Source organism: Arthrobacter sp. S39, from assembly GCF_004320525.1.
Classification (GTDB): domain Bacteria; phylum Actinomycetota; class Actinomycetes; order Actinomycetales; family Micrococcaceae; genus Arthrobacter.
On the sequence record NZ_SIHX01000001.1, the window covers coordinates 128,562 to 146,871 of the forward strand.

16 protein-coding genes are annotated in these 18,310 nt (G+C 67.7%); 10 read left to right on the forward strand and 6 right to left on the reverse strand.

The window, feature by feature from the left end:
- Positions 1–51: 51 nt before the first annotated feature.
- Both EYS21_RS00615 and EYS21_RS00620 read left to right on the forward strand, forming a co-directional pair.
- On the forward strand, positions 52–2,088 hold the full coding sequence (locus EYS21_RS00615) for a sensor histidine kinase (protein WP_131131225.1): 2,037 nt from the start codon (positions 52–54) through the stop codon (positions 2,086–2,088).
- Positions 2,081–2,773 (forward strand): response regulator transcription factor, encoded by a 693-nt coding sequence (locus EYS21_RS00620; RefSeq protein ID WP_242633222.1) that lies wholly within the window; start codon positions 2,081–2,083, stop codon positions 2,771–2,773. Before EYS21_RS00615 ends, EYS21_RS00620 begins: the two co-directional genes overlap by 8 nt.
- An 81-nt stretch (positions 2,774–2,854) precedes the next feature.
- On the opposite strand, the gene EYS21_RS00625 is transcribed toward EYS21_RS00620, so the two are convergent.
- The 3 genes from EYS21_RS00625 to EYS21_RS00635 form a co-directional block, all read right to left on the reverse strand.
- A complete protein-coding gene (locus EYS21_RS00625; protein WP_131131226.1) occupies positions 2,855–3,661 on the reverse strand; it encodes an ABC transporter permease in 807 nt (268 codons plus the stop codon).
- A complete protein-coding gene (locus EYS21_RS00630) occupies positions 3,661–4,629 on the reverse strand; it encodes an ATP-binding cassette domain-containing protein (protein WP_131131227.1) in 969 nt (322 codons plus the stop codon). The genes EYS21_RS00625 and EYS21_RS00630 overlap by 1 nt, the downstream gene beginning before the upstream one ends.
- A gap of 96 nt (positions 4,630–4,725) precedes the next feature.
- Positions 4,726–5,697 (reverse strand): 3-methyladenine DNA glycosylase, encoded by a 972-nt coding sequence (locus tag EYS21_RS00635; protein WP_131131228.1) that lies wholly within the window; start codon positions 5,695–5,697, stop codon positions 4,726–4,728.
- 132 nt (positions 5,698–5,829) lie between these two features.
- Between EYS21_RS00635 and EYS21_RS00640 the strand changes: the two genes are divergently transcribed.
- From EYS21_RS00640 to EYS21_RS00675, 8 genes are all read left to right on the forward strand, one after another.
- Positions 5,830–6,222: a VOC family protein gene (locus EYS21_RS00640; protein WP_131131229.1), complete on the forward strand. Its 393-nt coding sequence runs from the start codon at positions 5,830–5,832 to the stop codon at positions 6,220–6,222.
- A gap of 42 nt (positions 6,223–6,264) precedes the next feature.
- Positions 6,265–7,650 carry a cystathionine beta-synthase gene (locus EYS21_RS00645; RefSeq protein ID WP_131131230.1) on the forward strand — a complete coding sequence of 462 codons (1,386 nt, stop codon included), beginning with the start codon at positions 6,265–6,267 and terminating at the stop codon, positions 7,648–7,650.
- 68 nt (positions 7,651–7,718) lie between these two features.
- The gene (locus EYS21_RS00650; RefSeq protein WP_131131231.1) at positions 7,719–8,882 is read left to right on the forward strand and encodes a cystathionine gamma-synthase; all 1,164 of its coding nucleotides are present in this window, start codon (positions 7,719–7,721) and stop codon (positions 8,880–8,882) included.
- Positions 8,879–10,165 carry a glycosyltransferase 87 family protein gene (locus EYS21_RS00655; RefSeq protein WP_242633223.1) on the forward strand — a complete coding sequence of 429 codons (1,287 nt, stop codon included), beginning with the start codon at positions 8,879–8,881 and terminating at the stop codon, positions 10,163–10,165. The genes EYS21_RS00650 and EYS21_RS00655 overlap by 4 nt, the downstream gene beginning before the upstream one ends.
- Before the next feature lie 13 nt (positions 10,166–10,178).
- Positions 10,179–10,667, forward strand: a complete 489-nt coding sequence (locus EYS21_RS00660; RefSeq protein WP_131131232.1) for a helix-turn-helix domain-containing protein — start codon at positions 10,179–10,181, stop codon at positions 10,665–10,667.
- A complete protein-coding gene (locus EYS21_RS00665; protein ID WP_131131233.1) occupies positions 10,664–11,977 on the forward strand; it encodes an MFS transporter in 1,314 nt (437 codons plus the stop codon). The genes EYS21_RS00660 and EYS21_RS00665 overlap by 4 nt, the downstream gene beginning before the upstream one ends.
- Positions 11,978–12,142: 165 nt before the next feature.
- A complete protein-coding gene (locus EYS21_RS00670) occupies positions 12,143–13,492 on the forward strand; it encodes a glycosyltransferase 87 family protein (protein ID WP_131131865.1) in 1,350 nt (449 codons plus the stop codon).
- Between the two features lie 9 nt (positions 13,493–13,501).
- Positions 13,502–14,275 carry an SDR family oxidoreductase gene (locus EYS21_RS00675; RefSeq protein WP_131131234.1) on the forward strand — a complete coding sequence of 258 codons (774 nt, stop codon included), beginning with the start codon at positions 13,502–13,504 and terminating at the stop codon, positions 14,273–14,275.
- Between the two features lie 107 nt (positions 14,276–14,382).
- On the opposite strand, the gene EYS21_RS00680 is transcribed toward EYS21_RS00675, so the two are convergent.
- Genes EYS21_RS00680 through EYS21_RS00690 form a run of 3 tightly spaced genes read right to left on the reverse strand, consistent with a single transcriptional unit; the run spans position 14,383 to position 18,309 of the window.
- Entirely contained in the window at positions 14,383–15,561 is a 1,179-nt protein-coding gene (locus EYS21_RS00680; protein WP_131131235.1) for an acyl-CoA dehydrogenase family protein, read from the reverse strand.
- Positions 15,558–17,066, reverse strand: a complete 1,509-nt coding sequence (locus tag EYS21_RS00685; protein WP_131131236.1) for an APC family permease — start codon at positions 17,064–17,066, stop codon at positions 15,558–15,560. The genes EYS21_RS00680 and EYS21_RS00685 overlap by 4 nt, the downstream gene beginning before the upstream one ends.
- 31 nt (positions 17,067–17,097) lie before the next feature.
- Positions 17,098–18,309: a glutathionylspermidine synthase family protein gene (locus EYS21_RS00690; protein ID WP_131131237.1), complete on the reverse strand. Its 1,212-nt coding sequence runs from the start codon at positions 18,307–18,309 to the stop codon at positions 17,098–17,100.
- Between the last annotated feature and the right edge of the window lies 1 nt (position 18,310).

Genomic DNA, 18,310 nt, shown 5'->3' on the forward strand with positions numbered 1-18,310 from the left:
TTGGGTGGGTACCCCCTCCCGGTAAGCGTTCCGGAGGCGGATCATGGGATTGTGCTCCGACGATGGGGATTGCTCGCCACGCTCGCTCCGATCGGAGCGGCGTCGCTGATCTACGTCGTTATCATCCGGGGATTTGTCGCGCCGGGGAATCACGGGCTCAGTTGGCCGCTGCTCGGAGTGCTGCCGATGTTCGTCTTCGGAATGTGGCTGATGACGGTCTCATCGTCCCGGTCCGCGATCTTCGTCGCCACCGCCGTTACAGGCATGGCGGTGAGCTCGGCGTACGAAGTGTTCGCGGGTCAGAACTTCGGGCTGATCGGGCAGCCGTGGTTCCCGCTCGTGAACCTGATCGGGCTGATGGGGGACGCGGTGGCGGGCGCAGGCCTGGTCAGCATGTTCGCGACTTTCCCGACGGGTGTCCCGGAACGGCGGTGGCAGCGCGTCGCCGTCGGTCTCCTGTGGGTCCCGGTGGTGGTGACACCCCTCTCGCTGCTCACCAACCCGCACCTGCTGGTGCCGCAGTTCCTGGACATCAGCGATGCGACTCCCAACCCCTTGGCATTGCCCTGGCTCGTTGGGGCTGCCCCGGCGGTGGATTGGGTCGTCTTCCAGTGGCCCTCCGTATGGTTCGGCGTAGGGGTGCTCCTGAGCCGTGCCCTCTTCGGTGACGAGGGCGTCCGTGCGCGCACCCGGGTTATGACATGGGTAGTGCTCGCCACGGTGCTCAGCTACGGGATGTTTCTGTACGGCCCGCCCAACGCCTTCACCACGGCGGCCGTTTTCGTTTCGCTCATCGCCATCCCGCTCGCGGCCATCCACGGCATCCTGCGTTACGGCGCCTTTGACATCCCGGCGGTTGACCGTGGACGTCTGGCGGCGCGTTCGTCCAGTCTCCTGATCGTTGTGCTGTACGGGCTCGCCGCGGCGACGCCCGCCGTGCTGTTCGCAGACGGCTTGACGCCTATCGGGGCCGTCCTCCTGACCACGCTGCTCGCTGTCTGCCTGCTGCCGGTCCGGGGCTGGCTGCAGCGTTGGATCCAGCGCGCCGTCTTTGGAGACCGGGACCGGCAGCTCATGCTGCTCAGCGAGCTGGGCTCCCGCTTGGAGCAGTCCGTCGAGCCCGGCGAGTTGATGTCCCGGCTGGCGGCAGCCGTGCGGGATGGGCTCGATGCATCCTGGGTCCGCATCTTCCTCGCAGGTCCTGACGGCAGGTCTGTGGCGTCTCCCACCGGAGTGGCGGGCGATGTGAAGGGGGAAGCTGTCGCCTCCTGCGACCTCGACCGGGCTAATGAGACACTGGGCCGCATCGAGCTCGGGCCCCGCCGGCGCGGTGACTACAGCGACGGCGAACGTGCCTTGCTCGGTACGGTCGCCGGCCAGGCTGCGGCGTCCGTCGCGAACGTTCGCCTGAGCGCCCAGCTCGCCGAGCAGCTTGACGAGCTGAGTGCGTCGAGGGAGCGGCTCGTCGCCGCGCAGGATGATGAGCGCAAGCGCCTCGAGCGGGACCTGCACGACGGGATCCAGCAGAACGTGGTCGCGCAGATCGCCGGACTCCGCCTCGCCCGGAACCGGCTGCAGCGGGGCGAGCTTACGGCGGATGAGCTGGCAGGGCTGCAGGACCAGGCCCGGGAGACGCTCACCGACCTGCGTGAACTCGCCCATGGCATCCATCCGCCGGTCCTCAGCGATAACGGCCTCGTGGCGGCCATCGAGTCGAGCGCGGTCAGGTTCCCCATCCCGCTGACCGTGGAAGCGGACGACACCGTCAGGGCTGAGCGCTTCCCAGAGGAAGTGGAAACGACGGCGTACTATGTGGTCCGGGAGGCGCTCGCAAACACGGCGAAGCACGCGAATGCGACGTTCGCCTCGGTAGGGCTCGCCCGGAAGGACGGGCATTTGCAGATCGCGATCACAGACGACGGGTGCGGCATCGGCACTCTTGCGCCGGCCTCCAGTGGCGGCCTGGCGAACATCCGCGACCGGGTGGCTGCGCTCCGGGGCAGCCTGAACGTCTCAGGCCACGACCCAACGGGCACCACTGTTTTGGTGGACCTTCCTATCGAGCGGGAAGGGCACCACGTTGGATGAGCAGGGTGTGCTGCGGGTGGTGGTCGCCGAGGACAACTACCTCGTCCGCGAGGGGATTCGCCGGCTGCTGGAGGACTCCGGCGAGATCGACGTGGTCGCGTGCACGGGCAACGCGACCGAATTGCTCGATGCCGTCCGCCGGTTCTCGCCCGATGCGGTCCTCACGGATATCCGGATGCCGCCGGGGCACCACATGGAGGGCATCTCCGCGGCCCGCGCGATCCGGGTTGGCCACCCGGACACAGGCGTGGTGGTGCTCTCGCAGCACGCCGACGAAAGCTACGCGCTCGCGCTCTTCGCCGACGGCTCGGCCGGCCTTGGCTACCTGCTGAAGGACCGCATCGGCGACCTCGAGGACCTCGTGCACGCCCTCCGCGAGGTGCGGATGGGCGGTTCGGTGATCGACCCGCAGATCGTCGACACGCTGGTGCGCCGCCGGAGCGCGGGCGGGGCCAACCCGCTCTCGGAGTTGTCGCCGCGTGAACTCGACGTGCTGCGGGAGATGGCACAGGGAAGGACCAACGCCGGCATCGAACAGTCGCTTTACTTGTCCTCCTCCACCGTGGAGAAGCACGTCAATTCGATCTTCACCAAGCTCCGCCTCCCCGCGACAGGCGTGCACCGCCGGGTGGCCGCGGTGCTGGCCTTCCTGCAGCGGAACGGCAACGACACTCCGGCCTCCTAAAGCAACGCGGGGTCACTTTTGGCCCAATAATCGAGGTTTATTGGGCCAAAAGTGACCCCGCGTTGCCTTGGAGGAGGGGACTCAGCTGAGGTTGCGGTTGATCGCCCGGATACCAACCACCAGTCCGACGGCGGCAGTCACCGATGCGGCGAGCAGGCCCAGGAGCGTGTCCGTCCCGATGCTGCCGGCGAACAGTTCCCGCTCGGCGTTGACGAGGTAGGTCAAGGGGTTGAAGAGGCTGGCGGTCTTCATCCAGTCGGGGCCGGCTTCGATGGGCAGCATGATGCCGGAGAGGATCATCAGCGGGAAAAGCAGCGTCTGCTGCACACCCCAGAAGATCCACTCCTTGTTTTGCGAGACCAGTGCCAGCGCATAGGACAGCGCGCCGAGCCCGATGCCGAAAATGCCCAGGATGACCAGCCCGGCCAGCACGTGCAGCGGGTAGAAGACGAAGCCGAACGGGATGCAGACCAGGGCGATCAGCAGTCCCTGCACCACCAGCGGCGCCCATTCCTTCAGCGCCCGTCCGATCATCAGAGAGGAACGGGACAGCGGCGTGGCCAGGATCCGTTCGTACGAACCGGTCATGAGCTCGTACTGCAGGTTGGAGCCGGTCATGGACGTGCCGAACAGGGCGATCATCACCACCACGCCGGGCAGGAACCACTGGAGTGTGGACTGGCCGCCGAACGCGGGTGCGCCGACGGCAGCGCCGAGCAGCGGGCCGAACAGGCCCAGGAACACCAGCGGCTGGATCAGCGAAAAAATCAGCGAGAACGGATCCCGCAGCGGCAGCAGCATCTCGCGCCAGAACACAAACTTCGTGTCCCGCAGGACCTGGCCAAGGTTCGGCTTCTTCAGGACTTCGGCGGTGCTTTGCGCAGTCATCAGCGGTCTGCTCCTTCCCGCAGGTTGCGGCCGGTCAGTTCCAGGAACACGTCGTCCAGCGTCGGCGGTTTCAGCTCCAGCGACTGTGCGGGAGCGCCGGCGTCGTGCATTTCCTTCAGCAGGGCCGGCGCCAGCCGGGCGCCTTCGGTGAGCCGGAGACGGAAGCGGACGACGCCGTCGTACGCGTTCTCATTGACCTCCCCGCCCGCGGCGGCACGGCCGAGCAGCCCGCGCACGCCGGATGCAGCGTCCGCGGCCACTTCGACGGCCAGCAGGTCACCGGCGAGGTTGGCCTTCAGCCGGGCTGCTGTGTCGTCGGCAATGATTTCGCCGTGGTCGATCACGATCACGCGTTCGGACATCAGATCGGCCTCGTCCATGTAGTGCGTGGTCAGGACGATGGTGGTCCCGTGTTCGGCGCGCATCCGCATGATGTGCTCCCACAGGTTGGCCCGGTTCTGCGGGTCCATGCCTGTGGACGGTTCGTCCAGGAACAGCAGCCGTGGCGAGTGCATCAGGCCCAGGGCCACGTCCATGCGCCGCCGCTGGCCGCCGGACAGTTTGATGACCGTCCGTTTGGCAAGGTCGGCGAGGTCCAGGGACTTCAACAGTTCCTGCGCGCGGGCGGCGGCGTCCGTGGAGTTCATGCCGTAGAAGCGGCCCTGCATCACGAGTTCGTCGATGACCCGGAAGCTGTGGCCGCCGCCGTTGCCCTGGCCGATGTAGCCGATCCGGGCGCGCACGCCGGCCGGGTCCGCCAGAACGTCCACCCCGGCCACGGTCGCGGAGCCGGAGGTGGGGCGCAGCAGCGTGGTCAGCATCCGGAGGGTAGTGGACTTGCCGGCGCCGTTGGGCCCGAGGAATGCCACGAGTTCGCCGGGGGCGACGTCGATGTTGACGCCCTTGACGGCTTCGACAGTTTCCTTTTTGACGGTGAAGGTTTTGGTCAGCTTGTCTGTGTGGATCACGGGTGACTCCAGAGAATTTCGGAAATCCGGGGCTCTGGTGCGGGCTCCATGGCGCCACGCTATACCCATCGGTGGCGCGAGTCCACGGAAAAAGCGTCAGTGCCCGCGGTGGTCCTGGATGGTCATCCGCGGCCCGAACGTGGGTTTGCGGAACCCGCTCAGGCCGATCATCCGCACCACGCGCTGGCGGTGCCCTTTCCAGGGCTCAAGCAGCGCCAGCATGCCAGCGTCATCGGTCCGCCTGCCGGTCAGCGCCGCACCGACGTAGGCCGCGAGGTGGTAGTCGCCCACCGCGATGGAGTCCGGGCAGCCGTGGGTCCGCTGCACCACCTCCGCCGCGGTCCACACCCCGACGCCGGGGATGACCTGCATCTTCGCCGCCGCCTCGGCTGACGGCAGCGCTGCCAGCCGTTCAAGCGCGACGGCGGAGCGCAGCGCCCGCATGACCGTGGCGGAACGCTGCGGGCCAACGCCGGCCTTGTGCCACTCCCACGAAGGGATGCGCAGCCATTGCTCGGCGGAGGGCTGGACGCGGAGACCGGCCGGTGCGGCGCCGCCGGCGGCCGGGGCCGCGGACCCGTAGCGGTACATCAGGTACCGGTAGCCGCGGCGGGCTTCGATGACGGTGACCTTCTGCTCAAGGATGGTGGGCACCAGCGCATCAACGATCCGGCCCGTGGAGGGCAGCCGGACGGCGGGGTTCCGGCGCCGGGCTTCGCGGACCATCCGGGGGAGTGTGGCGTGGAAGGCCGGCTCGTCGAACGCCGACCAGTCGTCCCCGGCGCCCAGGAGGCGGGGCACCCCGGCGATGGCGGCGCCGGAACCGGGCCCCCACGCCTGGGCGTCAACCGCCCCGTCCGCCGCACTGGTGAGGCGCAGCGAAACCGGGCCGTCCGGCGTCGTAAACGCCGTCCAGAACCCGTCCGGCCCGGACGAGAACGACGGATCCCCGGTGCCGCGCAGGAGGACGCCAAGCGTCTGAGGCAGGCTGTAGGGACCATCCGGATGCCACCGCACGGAGGCGTCCGCGGCGGCGGCCAGCCTGGCGGGTGCAGCTGCGATGGTCATACAGCAATCGTCCCACGGTGGGCTGACAAAACGGGTTCCGGAGCCCCTTACGGGCCACGGATGCCGGGACTAGACTCCATCGTGTGGCGCGGGGTGTCCGCGCCTTTTCATCCGCATCCAAAGGAGCATGCAGTGGCTGGAGTTGTGCATTTCGAGATCCCCGCCGACAACAGGGAACGCGCCAATACGTTCTACGAAGGCGCATTTGGCTGGAACCTGATCCCCATGCAGGGGATGGACTACACCAGCGCCATTACAACGCCGTCGGACGAACAGACAGGCATGCCCAGCGCGCCAGGTGCCATCAACGGCGCCCTGTTCCCGCGCACGGACACCCTCAAAACGCCGATCATCACTATCGATGTGGACGACGTTGACGCCGCGCTGGCCAAGGTCGAGTCCGCCGGGGGGTCGGTGGCCCAGGCCAAGGATGCCGTTCCCGGCATGGGTTATTACGCCTACTTCAAGGACACCGAAGGCAACATCATGGGCCTCTGGCAGACGGATTCCACGGCAGGGAGCTGACCCTGGGCAAGGCCCGTCACCGGAGACGGTAACTTTGTACCTATGAAGTACGCCCAGTCCATCCTGGACCTCATCGGCAAGACCCCCCTCATCAAGCTCAACCACGTGACGGACGGCATCAAAGCCACGGTGTTGGTCAAGCTGGAGTACCTGAACCCCGGCGGATCGATCAAGGACCGCATCGCGGCCAAGATGATCGAGGACGCCGAGCGGGACGGCAAGCTGCTCCCGGGCGGAACCATCGTGGAGCCCACGTCCGGCAACACCGGGGTGGGGCTGGCCCTGGTGGCCCAGCAAAAGGGCTACAAGTGCATCTTCGTGGTGCCGGACAAGGTCGGCGAGGACAAACGCGCCGTGCTGCAGGCTTACGGCGCTGAGGTGGTGGTGACGCCCACCGCCGTCGCCCCTGACAGCCCGCAGAGCTACTACAGCGTCTCGGACCGGATCGTCTCGGAGACCCCTGGCGCCTACAAGCCGGACCAGTTCTCCAACCCGGCCGCACCCGGCAGCCACTACGAGACCACCGGGCCGGAGATCTGGAACGACACGGACGGAAAGGTCACGCACTGCGTGATCGGCGCCGGCACCGGCGGCACCATCACCGGCACGGGCCGGTACCTTAAGGAGGTCTCTGCGGACCGCGCGGAGTCCGACGGCGGCCGGGTCAGGATCATCGGGGCGGACCCCGAAGGCTCGGTGTACTCGGGCGGGACCGGGCGGCCATACTTCGTCGAGGGTGTGGGCGAGGACATGTGGCCGGCGAACTACGACAAGTCCGTCCCGGACGACGTCATCGCCGTCAGCGACGCCGACTCCTTCGCCATGACCCGCAGGCTGGCCCGCGAGGAAGGGCTGCTGGTGGGCGGCTCGTCCGGCATGGCCGTGGTGGCGGCGCTGCGGACCGCCCGCGACCTCCCGGAAAGCGCCGTGGTGGTGGTCATCCTGCCCGACTCCGGCCGCGGCTACCTCGCCAAGATCTTCAACGACCAGTGGATGCGGTCCTACGGCTTCCTCTCCGGCGGCGAGGAAGCGTCCGTGGGCGAGGTGATCAAGTCCAAGACCGGCGAACTCCCGGACCTGGTGCACATCCACCCGAACGAGACCGTCCGCGACGTCATCACCATCATGAACGAGTTCGGCGTCAGCCACATCCCGGTCCTCTCGCAGGAGCCGCCCGTGGTCATGGGCGAGGTCCTGGGCGCCGTCGACGAGCGGACCCTGACCGCCAAGCTGTTCCGCGGCGAAGCAAAGCTGACCGACAAGATCTCCGAGCACATGGGCCCCAAACTCCCCGTCATCGGCTCGCTGGAAACCATCTCGGCGGCCCGTGCGCTGCTGTCCGACGTGGACACGGTGATGGTGACGTTTGTAGGGGCGCCGGTGGGCATCCTGACCCGGCACGACCTCCTCGCCTACCTCAGCAACTAACCGCCGGTGGTTGAGCGCGTCGAAACCCGGATCTCGACAAGCTCGATCACCGAATGAAAGGACCTTCGATGTCTGTTTCTGAAAACCAGGGCTTCAACACCCGCGCTGTCCATGCCGGCCAGGCCTTCGAACCCCGCACCGGCGCGGTGGTTCCGCCGCTGCACTTCAGCTCCACGTACGCGCAGGACGGCATCGGCGGCCTCCGCGACGGCTACGAATACGGCCGCGGCGGCAACCCCACCCGCGACGCCCTGCAGGAACAGCTTGCCGCGCTCGAGGGCGGAACCCACGCCTATTCCTTCAGCTCCGGCCTGGCGGCGGAGGACTCCCTGATCCGTGCCCTGACCCGGCCCGGAGACCACATTGTCCTCGGCAACGACGCGTACGGCGGAACGTACCGGCTGATCAGCCGCGTGCTCGGCGACTGGGGGATCGGCAACACCCCCGTGGACATGGCTGACCTGGACGCCGTGGGCAAGGCCGTGGCAGCCAACAAGACCCGCTTCGTCTGGGTGGAGACACCCTCCAACCCGCTGATGAAGATCACGGACATCGAGGCCCTCGCCAAGGTGGCGCACGACGCCGGGGCCCTCCTGGTGGTGGACAACACCTTCGCGTCCCCCTACCTGCAGACCCCGCTCGCCCTGGGTGCCGACGTCGTGGTCCATTCCACCACCAAGTACATCGGCGGCCACTCCGACGTGGTGGGCGGCGCCATTGTGGTCAAGGACGCGGAACTCGCGGAGAAGATCGGCTTTGTCCAGTTCGCCGTGGGCGCGGTGTCCGGCCCCATGGACGCGTTCCTCACCACCCGGGGCCTGAAGACCCTGGGCGTGCGGATGGACCGGCACAGCGACAACGGCCAGGCCGTGGCCGAATGGCTGCTGGAGCGCCCCGAGGTGGAGGCGGTCCTGTACCCTGGCCTGCCCTCGCACCCCGGCCACGAACTGGCGAAGAAGCAGATGAAGAAGTTCGGCGGCATGGTCTCCGTGCAGTTCAAGGGCGGCGAGGCGGCGGCCCGCACGGTCGCGGAAAACACCTCCGTGTTCACGCTGGCGGAATCCCTGGGCGGCATCGAATCGCTGATGAACTACCCCTCGGAGATGACCCACGCCTCGGTCAAGGGCACGGAACTGGCCGTTCCCGTCAACCTGATCCGGCTGTCCTGCGGCATCGAGGACGTTGAAGACCTCATCGCGGACCTCGAGCACGCCTTCACGTTCCTCCGGTGACCGCAACCTCCCCGGCATTGGCCTCCGGAACCACCCGCGGCTGGATCGCGACGGCGGCCGGTGCTGCCGCCGTCGTCGCTGCCCTGATGGTGCTGTACTCCGCTTACATTCCGCTCATGAACGACTTCGAGGTGTACTACTACGGCGGCAGCCGTGTGCTGCAGACGGGGGAGACCGGCGTCAACGAGCTGTACGCGGCGCGTGACGGCCTGCCGTTCACGTATCCGCCGTTCGCGGCCCTGCTGTTCGCCGGGCTGGCGCTGCTGCCGCTCGGGACCAGCGGCCTGATCTTTATCACGACGGCGCTGGTGGGGGCCGCCGTGGTGGCCGCCTGGCTGGCCCGGCACTACTTCGGGCTCCGCAGCTGGCGCACATCTTTCGCCGACTGGCGGTTCCGTACCATTGCACTCGCCGGCACCGGTGCCATCCTGCTGCTTGGCCCGTGGCGGGACACCTTCGACTTCGGCCAGATCAACATCATCCTGATGGGCCTGATCCTGGCCGACTTCGCGCTGTACGGGAAAGACCGGGCCGGGGAGATCCGCTGGCCCGCCGGGCTGCTGATCGGCCTGGCTGCCGGCATCAAGCTCACCCCGCTGGCCTTCGGCCTCTATTTCCTGGTGCGCCGCGACTTCAAGGCCCTCGGCTGGATGGCGGCCGGTTTCTTCGGCTCCATCGGCCTGGCCTGGGCAGTGCTGCCCAACGCCTCGCTCACGTTCTGGACCAAGATCCTGCCGGACACCGGCCGGATCGGCGGGCCCGCCTACCTGGACAACCTCTCGGTCAAGGGCCTCCTGCTCCATGTGGGCCTGCCCGACTCCGGCCTGACCAGCGTGCTCTGGCTGGTGCTCTCCCTGGGACTCGCCGCGCTGACCGCCTTGGTCATCAAGTGGGCCGTGGCAGCGGACGAGAACTTCGTAGCCGTCTCCGCCACCGCCGTGCTGATGCTGCTGATCAGCCCCGTCTCCTGGTCCCACCACTGGGTCTGGATGGCGGTGGCGCTGCCGTCCATGGCCTTCGCCATGCACCGGGTCCCCTCCCGTACCGGGAAAATGCGGCTGTACGGCTGGATCATCGTGACTGTATCGGCCGTGGCGTTCTACCTCACGCCCAAGTACCTGGCCATGATGGCCGGCGCCAACGAGTGGGGCAAGGATCCGCAGACCCAGTTCCAGCTGGCCGTCACCAGCCTGGGCGTCCTCTGCGGCGTGGCGCTGCTGGCGTACTGGGCGGTGGCCTACAGCCCGTCGCGCCGCAAGCCTGGCTTTCTTCAAGAAAGTTAGCTAGGGTGCCCGTATGGCACTCCGATCCGACTGGTCCACCCGCACCTGCAGCATGGCACGCGGCCTCGACATCCTGGGCGACCCCTGGAGCATGCTGGTGCTCCGCGAGGTGTTCTTCGGCAACGGGCGCTTCGACGCCATGAAATCCCGGCTGGCGGTGGCCGATTCGGTGCTCACCAACCGCCTGGCGGGGCTGGTCGAGTCCGGGCTGCTGGGCAAGAGGCCGTACGACGGCGGCGGCCGCACCCGCCACGAGTACGTCCTGACCGCCAAGGGCGAGGACGCCCTCCCCGTCCTGAACGCCGTCATCATGTGGGCGGAAAAGCATCTCCCCGCACCGTCCGATCAGGCCCACATGTACGTGATCCACTCCGGCTGCGGACAGCGGACCACGTCAGCGGACACCTGCACCGGATGCGGGGAGCGGCTCACAGCCGCCAACACGAGCTGGCACAGCCTTGCCCGTTCAGAGGCGCCCATGCAACTGGCAACAGCCGCATGAGCGGCACCGAAACCTCCCGCCGCCGGCTGCATCCCGCCTGGATCGTGGCCGCCGTCGCGTTCCTGGCCCTCGTCGGCGCCGCCGGGTTCCGGGCCGCCCCGGGCGTGCTGATGGTGCCGCTGCAGCAGGAGTTCGGCTGGTCCACCACAGTCCTGTCGGCTGCCGTCAGCATCAACCTGGTCCTCTTTGGCCTGACCGCTCCGTTCGCCGCCGCCCTGATGGAACGGTTCGGGATCCGCGCCGTGACCGCCACCGCGCTGGTGCTGATCGGGGCCGGCAGCGCCCTCACTGTCCTGGTCAACCAGTCCTGGCAGATCCTGCTCACGTGGGGTCTGCTGATCGGCCTCGGCACAGGCTCGATGGCGCTGGTCTTCGCCGCCACCATCGCCAACACCTGGTTCGCCAAAAGCCGCGGCCTGGTGATCGGCATCCTCACCGCCGGAAGCGCGGCCGGCCAGCTGGTCTTCCTGCCGTTTATTGCCATGCTGGCCCAGGATCCGGGCTGGCGGCAGGCATCCCTGCTCATTGCTGCCGGCGCCCTCGCCGTGGTTCCGCTGGTGCTGAAGTTCCTCAAGAACTCGCCGGCCGACGTCGGCGTGCTGCCTTATGGCGAAACCGCGCCCGAGGAGGGGGTAACTGCGCCGTCTGCGGCTGAGCCCGAACCCGGCCGGAGCAGCAACGCCGCGGTCCGCGCGCTCCAGGTCCTCAAGCGGGCCAGCAAAGTGCGGACGTTCTGGGCGCTCGTGGCGGGCTTCGCGATCTGCGGCGCCACCACGAACGGCCTGATCGGCACCCACTTCATCCCGTCCGCCCACGACCACGGCATGGCCGAAACCACGGCCGCGGGACTGCTCGCCGTCGTCGGGATCTTCGACATCGTGGGGACCATCGCGTCCGGGTGGCTGACCGACCGATTCAACCCCCGGATCCTTCTCGCCGTCTACTACCAGTTCCGCGGCATCGGCCTGCTGGTGCTGCCGCTGCTCCTCAGCGCAACCGTCCAGCCCAGCATGATCGTCTTTGTGGTGATCTACGGACTGGACTGGGTGGCCACGGTCCCGCCCACGGCTGCCATCTGCCGCAAGACGTTCGGCGCGGACGGCAGCGTGGTGTTCGGCTGGGTCTTCGCCGCCCACCAGCTCGGTGCGGCGGCCGCGGCCCTGGGCGCCGGAGCCATCCGCGACGCCACCGGCCAGTACACCTACGCCTGGTTCGGGGCCGCAGCCATGTGCACCGTCGCCGCCGTCATCAGCGCCACCATCCGCAAGGACGCCGCCGCACGGGAGCCCGAGACGGTAGCCGCGGCGTAAAACCTGCCGTTCACGTGCCGCGAATCCGCCGCATGCATATGTAGTATGTAGCTACGGCCAGCCGCCGTTCCAATGATGCAACCTGCGAAGCGGCCACCCGCAGCTAGCGACCTTGGGGGACAACGGATGGCAGAACGTGACCTGGATTTAGTCGACGTCGACACAATGAGAGCTCCGAGGGCTCCCGGCCCACGACTTTGGGGACTGGCGCTGGGGAGGACCGCAGCCCTGTGGCTGCCCGCCGTCGTCGTCGCGGTACTCGTCTGGTTCCTGCTGGCCGGATGGAACAAGCAGGGCCTGGACTTCAGCGTGTACTGGCACGGCGGCAAGATCCTGAACGACGCCGGCTGGGCCGTCTCCGAGCTGTACGGTCCGACCGTTGAATGGGCCGGCGGTCCCGGCCTGCCGTTCACCTACCCGCCCTTCGCGGCCCTGGTCTTCAGCGTGCTGGCGAGGCTCCCGGAGCCGCTCGCCCTTCAGGTCTTCAACGCCGCCGGCGTGGCGGTGGCCGCCTGGCTCTCACTCCTTGCCGTGCGCTACTGGAACGCCAAGGCCGACTGGCGCCGGACGTTCGACACGCCCCGCAGCCGGTGGATCGCCGCCGCTGTCCTCCTGGCGATGCTGAGCCTTGGCCCGTGGCGGGAGACGCTGGCTTTTGGCCAGGTCAACATCCTCCTGATGGGCCTTATGGCCGCCGACCTGCTGTCCCGGAACCACCGCTGGAACCGGAGCATGCCCGGGAGCGGCTTCCTGGTGGGCGTGGCCGCCGGCATTAAGCTGACGCCCCTGGTGTTTGGGCTCTACTACCTGGTCCGCAAGGACTGGCGCGGACTGGCCAATATGGGCGCAGGCTTCGCGGCCACCGTGCTGCTCGGCTGGTTCATCCGACCCGCCGAGTCCCTGCAGTTCTGGCTGGAGATCCTGCCGGACACTTCACGGATCGGCGGCGCAGGCTACGTGGACAACCTGTCCATCAAGGGCGCGCTGCTGCACTTCGGCGTCCCGGCGTCCGCGGTCACCGTTCCCTGGCTGCTCCTGAGCCTGCTGGTGGTGGCACTGGCTGCCGCCGTCATCAAGCTCGCCACCGACCAGGGCGCCCGGGTGGTGGCCATGTCCGCGACCGCCCTGGCCATGCTCCTGATCAGTCCCGTCTCGTGGTCCCACCACTGGGTCTGGGCCGCCGCGGTCCTTCCCGCCTTCGCCTGGACACTGCGGGAAACCCCGGAGCGCTACCGGCGCCTGCGCGCCGGGATGACGGCCGTCCTGCTGCTCTCGGTCCTGGCGTTCTTCTTTTCGCCCAAATCCATTGGGATGGCGTTCGACGCCGAAAACCTGGACGTCCAGACGCCCGGGCTGTGGATCATGGCCTCCAGCGCCGGTGTGTTCTGCGCCGCCGCGGTCCTGCTGTGCTGGCTTGCGGTCCTCCGCCGGGGCGCCCTGGCCCCTGCCGAACCGCTGGATACAGTCCCGGCTGCGGCTTTGGTTGAAGCGGCCGCGGGACCAGCGCCCCGCTAGGCTGACCTGATGGAATCCCATCCGGTTGAACCCGCCCCGCGGAAGGCCGCCCTGGTCACCGGGGCAGGCAGGCTTGCCAGCATCGGTGCAGGCATCGCGCGGCAGCTGGCGGCCGATGGCTGGGACCTGGTCCTGAGCTACTGGCACGACTACGACAGCCGGATGCCGTGGGGGAGCCAGCCCGACGACGTCGTACGCCTCACCGCCGAGCTGGAAGCGATCGGCGCCCGCGTCCATACCGTGCCGGCCGACCTGCAGGACCCCGCTGCCCCGGACCGGCTCATGGCTGAAGCCAACCAGCTGGCCGGGCCGCTGGCCGCCATGGTGCTGAGCCACGCCGAGTCCGTGGATTCCGGCATCCTGGACACCACCGTGGAGGCGTTCGAGCGTCACTTCGCCGTCAACACCCGGGCGAGCTGGCAGCTGATTGCCGCGTTCGCCCGGCAGGTTGGCGACGACGGCGGCGCGATCGTGGCGCTGACCAGCGACCACACCGCCTTCAACCTGCCCTATGGTGCCTCCAAGGGGGCACTGGACCGGATCGTGATCGCCGCGGCCCGGGAGCTCGGACCGCTGGGTATTTCGGCGAACGTACTCAACCCCGGCCCGGTCGACACGGGCTGGATGACCCCCGAGGTCCGGGAGGAACTCTCCCGCCGACAGCCGGGCGGACGCCTGGGTACGCCGGCCGACGTCGCCGGCACGGTGGCCTTCCTCGTCTCCCCGGCAGGCCGCTGGGTCTCGGGCCAGCTGATCAAGTCCGACGGCGGCTTCTCCGCGTAGGTCCCCTGCCGGAGTTTTGCGCGCAGCCCCTCCCAACTAGGTAGCGCTATCTGTCGTTATGAGCCCTCATAACGACAGATAGCGCTACCTAGTTGGGCGGGGAGGGCTTAACGGAACGCGCCGAAGCCCGTGATGTGCTGGCCCAGCACGAGGGTGTGGACCTCGTCGGTGCCCTCATAGGTGCGGACCGACTCCAGGTTCGCGGCATGCCGCAGCGGCGAGTAGTCCAGCGTGATGCCGTTGCCGCCCAGGATGGAGCGGGCTTCCCGGGCGATCTTGATGGCCTCCCGGACATTGTTGAGCTTGCCCAGTGAGATCTGCTCGGGCGTCAGTGCACCGGCGTCCTTCAGCCGTCCCAAATGAAGGGCCAGCATGGTGCCCTTCTGGATCTCCAGCAGCATGTTCACCAGCTTCTCCTGCGTCAGTTGGTACGCGGCCAGCGGCTTGCCGAACTGGAGCCGCCCCTGCGAGTAGGCCAGGGCTGCCTGGTACGAATCACGGGCAGCCCCCATGGCGCCCCAGGCGATGCCGTACCGCGCCTCGTTCAGGCAGGTGAACGGTCCGCGGAGGCCCCGGGCAGCCGGCAACAGCGCCTCCGGTCCCAGCCTGACGCCGTCGAACACCACATCGCACTGGATGGAGGCGCGCATGGACAGCTTCTGCGTGATGGGCGTGGCGGTGACGCCCGGGGTTCCGGCCGGCACCAGGAAACCGTGGATGCCGTCGTCGGTCATGGCCCAGACCACCATCACGCCGGCCACGGACGCCAGCCCGATCCACCGCTTCGCACCGTCCAGCACCCAGCCTGCCCCGTCCCCGGTGCCGTCGCGGCGGGCGAAGGTGGTCATCGACGACGGGTCCGAACCGGCGGTGGGCTCGGTCAGGGCGAAGCAGCCGATCACCTCGCCGGCGGCCATCCGGGGGAGCCACTCCTGCTTCTGGTCCTCCGAACCCCACTTGTGGATCGCCGTCATGGCCAGGGACCCCTGCACCGAGACAAAGGTGCGGATGCCGGAGTCACCGGCCTCCAGTTCCATCGCCGCGAGGCCGTATTCGACGGCGGACCGGCCGGGGCAGCCATAGCCATCCAGGTGCATCCCCAGGACGCCCAACTCGCCCAGTTCCGGAGCCAGCTCCAGCGGAAAGACGGCGTCCTCATACCAGCGTGCGATGTCGGGTTTAATCCGCTGGTCGGTGAAGTCGCGGATCTTCTGGCGGAGGGACAGCTCCTCCGCGCTCAGGAGGGAATCGAGGACAAGGACGTCGGAAGGGTCCGGGCTGCTCATGCGGTGACCCGTGGCTTGCCGGTGAAGTATCCACGCGTCGAGGGCAGGAACCGGCAGACTACGGCCAGTACAACGCCGAGGGCCAGGAGTACAACGCCGCTGACAAAGGCGCCGCCCACGCCCAGGATTTCCGTGTCACCGTAGGCGGGGTCCCACATCTGGACGGCGGAGATGAAGAACGCCGCCGTCAGCATCAGTGCACCGAGCAGGGGAAGAATGCCCCGGAACCAGAGGTTGCGGGCGGATTCCCGGAGGGTGCCGCGGAAATACCAGAAGCACGCGAAACCGGTGAGGGCATAGTAGAAGGCGATGAACAGGCTGATGGCGCTGATGGAATCAGAGAGCAGGTTCTCGCTGAGGAAGCTCATGGCCACGTAGTACACCACGGCAGCGGCGCCCATGACCTGGGTGGAGAATCCGGGCGTCTGGTTGCGCGGGTGGACTTCACCGAACTTTGGTGGCAGCGCACCGTGCACGCCCATCGAGAGCGTGCCCCGGGCCGTGGGCAGGATGGTGGTCTGTGTGGAGGACAGCACGGAGGCCAGGACGGCCACCACGATCAGCCAGCCCCACGGGCCCAGGACCACGTCCTTCATGGCCAGGAACACGTCGGCCTGGTTCGCCTCGTTGCCCAGTCCGATGCCTTCGGTCCCGACCGTTGCGTACATCATCACCAGCAGCGCCACGGAAACGTAGATGGCCACGAGGACAAACGCCGAAATGACAGCGCCGCGGCCGGGTGTGGTGGAAGGGTTTTCGGTTTCCTCGTTCACGGCCAGGCAGGTGTCCCAGCCCCAGTAGATGAACAGGGCAAGGAGCGCCCCGTGCACTACGGCGCCCGGATCGGCGAAGGCCCCGGCCGGGTTGAACCACTCGATGTCGAAGGCCTGGCCCTCGGGCGCACCGCCGGCGATCCGGACAATGATGGCCAGGGCGAAGATACCCAGCGAGATGTACTGCACATATGTCAGGACCCGCTGGACGTGCTCGCCCAGCCGGATGCCCCGGTAGTTCACCAGGGTCATAAAAACGATGAACAGCACACCGGTGGCCGTGACCAAAAGGCTGTTTTCCGCCAGCGACCCGTCGCCCACCAGCAGCCACAGGTACTGCCCGGCCACCTGGGCCAGGTTGGCGAGGACCACGATCCCCGCCAGGGCAACTCCCCAGCCGCCCAGCCAGCCGGCCCAGGGACCGAATGCCCGGCGGGACCAGGTAAACGTAGTGCCGCAGTCCGGCATGGCGCTGTTCAGTTCCCGGAACGCGTAGGCGATGAACAGGACCGGGACAAACCCCAAAAGCAGGATGAGGGGAGTGTAGTTTCCGTTGACGGCCACGATCAGGCCCAGCGTCGCAGCCAGCGAATACACGGGCGCCGTGGATGCAAGGCCCAGCATGACCGAGTCGCCGAGGTCCAGGATGCCCGCGTGCAGGCCCTTGGCGGGAACGGCACCACCGGAGGGTCCGCCGGAACCGCCGCCCGCCGTCGTAGTCTCCGCGCTCATGCGGCCACCGGGCTCGGGAATGTCAGGGGGCTCATAGGGCGATTCCTGCCTTGTTGGAGTGGGCCTGCGCTGAGAGCGGCGCCGGGGCGTCAATGGTGTTGGGCACAAAACGGCAGAAGTAGTCGGTGATGGGGCCATCCGACTCCCGGATCCCGCATCCCACGGACTCGCCGTCCACCACCCAGAGGCCCAGGACCGGGTGGTTTCCGTCGAAGTCCGGCAGCGGATGGAACTGCTGGTAGCACCAGCCCTCACGGCCGTACCCGCCCGGCTGTTCCATGCTGATGCCCTCCGCGTGGATCCTGATGTTGTCTCCCTCGCGGCCGTGCAGCGGCTTGGCAACCCATTCCTTCAGGGGCCCAGGCTCGTTAAGGTACGCGGGCAGCAGGTTGGGGTGCTCCGGGTAGAGGTGCCAGAGCGCGGCGAGGAGTGCCTTGTTGGAAAGCAGCATCTTCCACGCCGGCTCCACCCAGCGGGGATTGTGCGCGCGCTGCAGCAGCCGGTGCCCGAACGGCTCCTTCATCATCAGCTCCCACGGGTACAGCTTGAACATGGTGCTGATCATGAAGTTGTCCAGGTCCACAAAGCGGTTGAGGTTGGGATCCCAGCCGATGTCGGACATGTTGATGCCGATCGTGGTCCAGCCGGCCTGGCTGGCGACGTCCCGCATGTAGGCGGCCGTCATCCAGTCCTCGCCGGACTCCTCCGCCTCGGAGTGGGCGATGTGCAGGGTGCTCATCCCGGTGCGGTACTGCATCTTCTTCCACTGCCGGATCAGGGCCTCGTGGATGCCGTTCCACTGGTCTTTTTCCGGGAACACGTCCTGCAGCCAGAACCACTGGGCGACGGCGGCCTCGATCAGGCCCGTGGGGGTGTCGGCGTTGTACTCGAGCATCTTGGCCGGTCCGCCCTGGCCGTCATAGATGAAGTCGAAGCGCCCGTAGACATCCATGTCGCCGGCCTGCAGGGACTCAGCGGCGAGCTCCAGAGCCTGCGGGCCGATGCCGATGTTGCCCATAGCCCCCGTCGCCAGGAACTTTGCCGCCTCCAGGCACATCTTGTGCATGTCCTCGGCCGTGACCTCCAGGGTCTCCACCTCGTCCATGGTGAATTCGTAGTAGGCGGCCTCGTGCCAGTATTCGATTTTCCTGCCGTCAGGCATGGTGGTGGTGGAGAAGACCAGGCCCTGCTCTTCGATCTTCTGCTTCCAGCCGGGCCGAGGCTCCGATAACAACCGCTTCACG

What these genes read in the sequence shown, in the direction of transcription:
- EYS21_RS00625 (WP_131131226.1), bottom strand. Translation starts at nt 3,661, where the DNA reads ATGACTGCGCAAAGCACCGCCGAAGTCCTGAAGAAGCCGAACCTTGGC.
- EYS21_RS00670 (WP_131131865.1), top strand. Translation starts at nt 12,143, where the DNA reads ATGAGAGCTCCGAGGGCTCCCGGCCCACGACTTTGGGGACTGGCGCTG.
- EYS21_RS00650 (WP_131131231.1), top strand. Translation starts at nt 7,719, where the DNA reads ATGTCTGTTTCTGAAAACCAGGGCTTCAACACCCGCGCTGTCCATGCC.
- EYS21_RS00675 (WP_131131234.1), top strand. Translation starts at nt 13,502, where the DNA reads ATGGAATCCCATCCGGTTGAACCCGCCCCGCGGAAGGCCGCCCTGGTC.
- EYS21_RS00685 (WP_131131236.1), bottom strand. Translation starts at nt 17,066, where the DNA reads ATGAGCGCGGAGACTACGACGGCGGGCGGCGGTTCCGGCGGACCCTCC.
- EYS21_RS00660 (WP_131131232.1), top strand. Translation starts at nt 10,179, where the DNA reads ATGGCACTCCGATCCGACTGGTCCACCCGCACCTGCAGCATGGCACGC.
- EYS21_RS00635 (WP_131131228.1), bottom strand. Translation starts at nt 5,697, where the DNA reads ATGACCATCGCAGCTGCACCCGCCAGGCTGGCCGCCGCCGCGGACGCC.
- EYS21_RS00680 (WP_131131235.1), bottom strand. Translation starts at nt 15,561, where the DNA reads ATGAGCAGCCCGGACCCTTCCGACGTCCTTGTCCTCGATTCCCTCCTG.
- EYS21_RS00645 (WP_131131230.1), top strand. Translation starts at nt 6,265, where the DNA reads ATGAAGTACGCCCAGTCCATCCTGGACCTCATCGGCAAGACCCCCCTC.
- EYS21_RS00665 (WP_131131233.1), top strand. Translation starts at nt 10,664, where the DNA reads ATGAGCGGCACCGAAACCTCCCGCCGCCGGCTGCATCCCGCCTGGATC.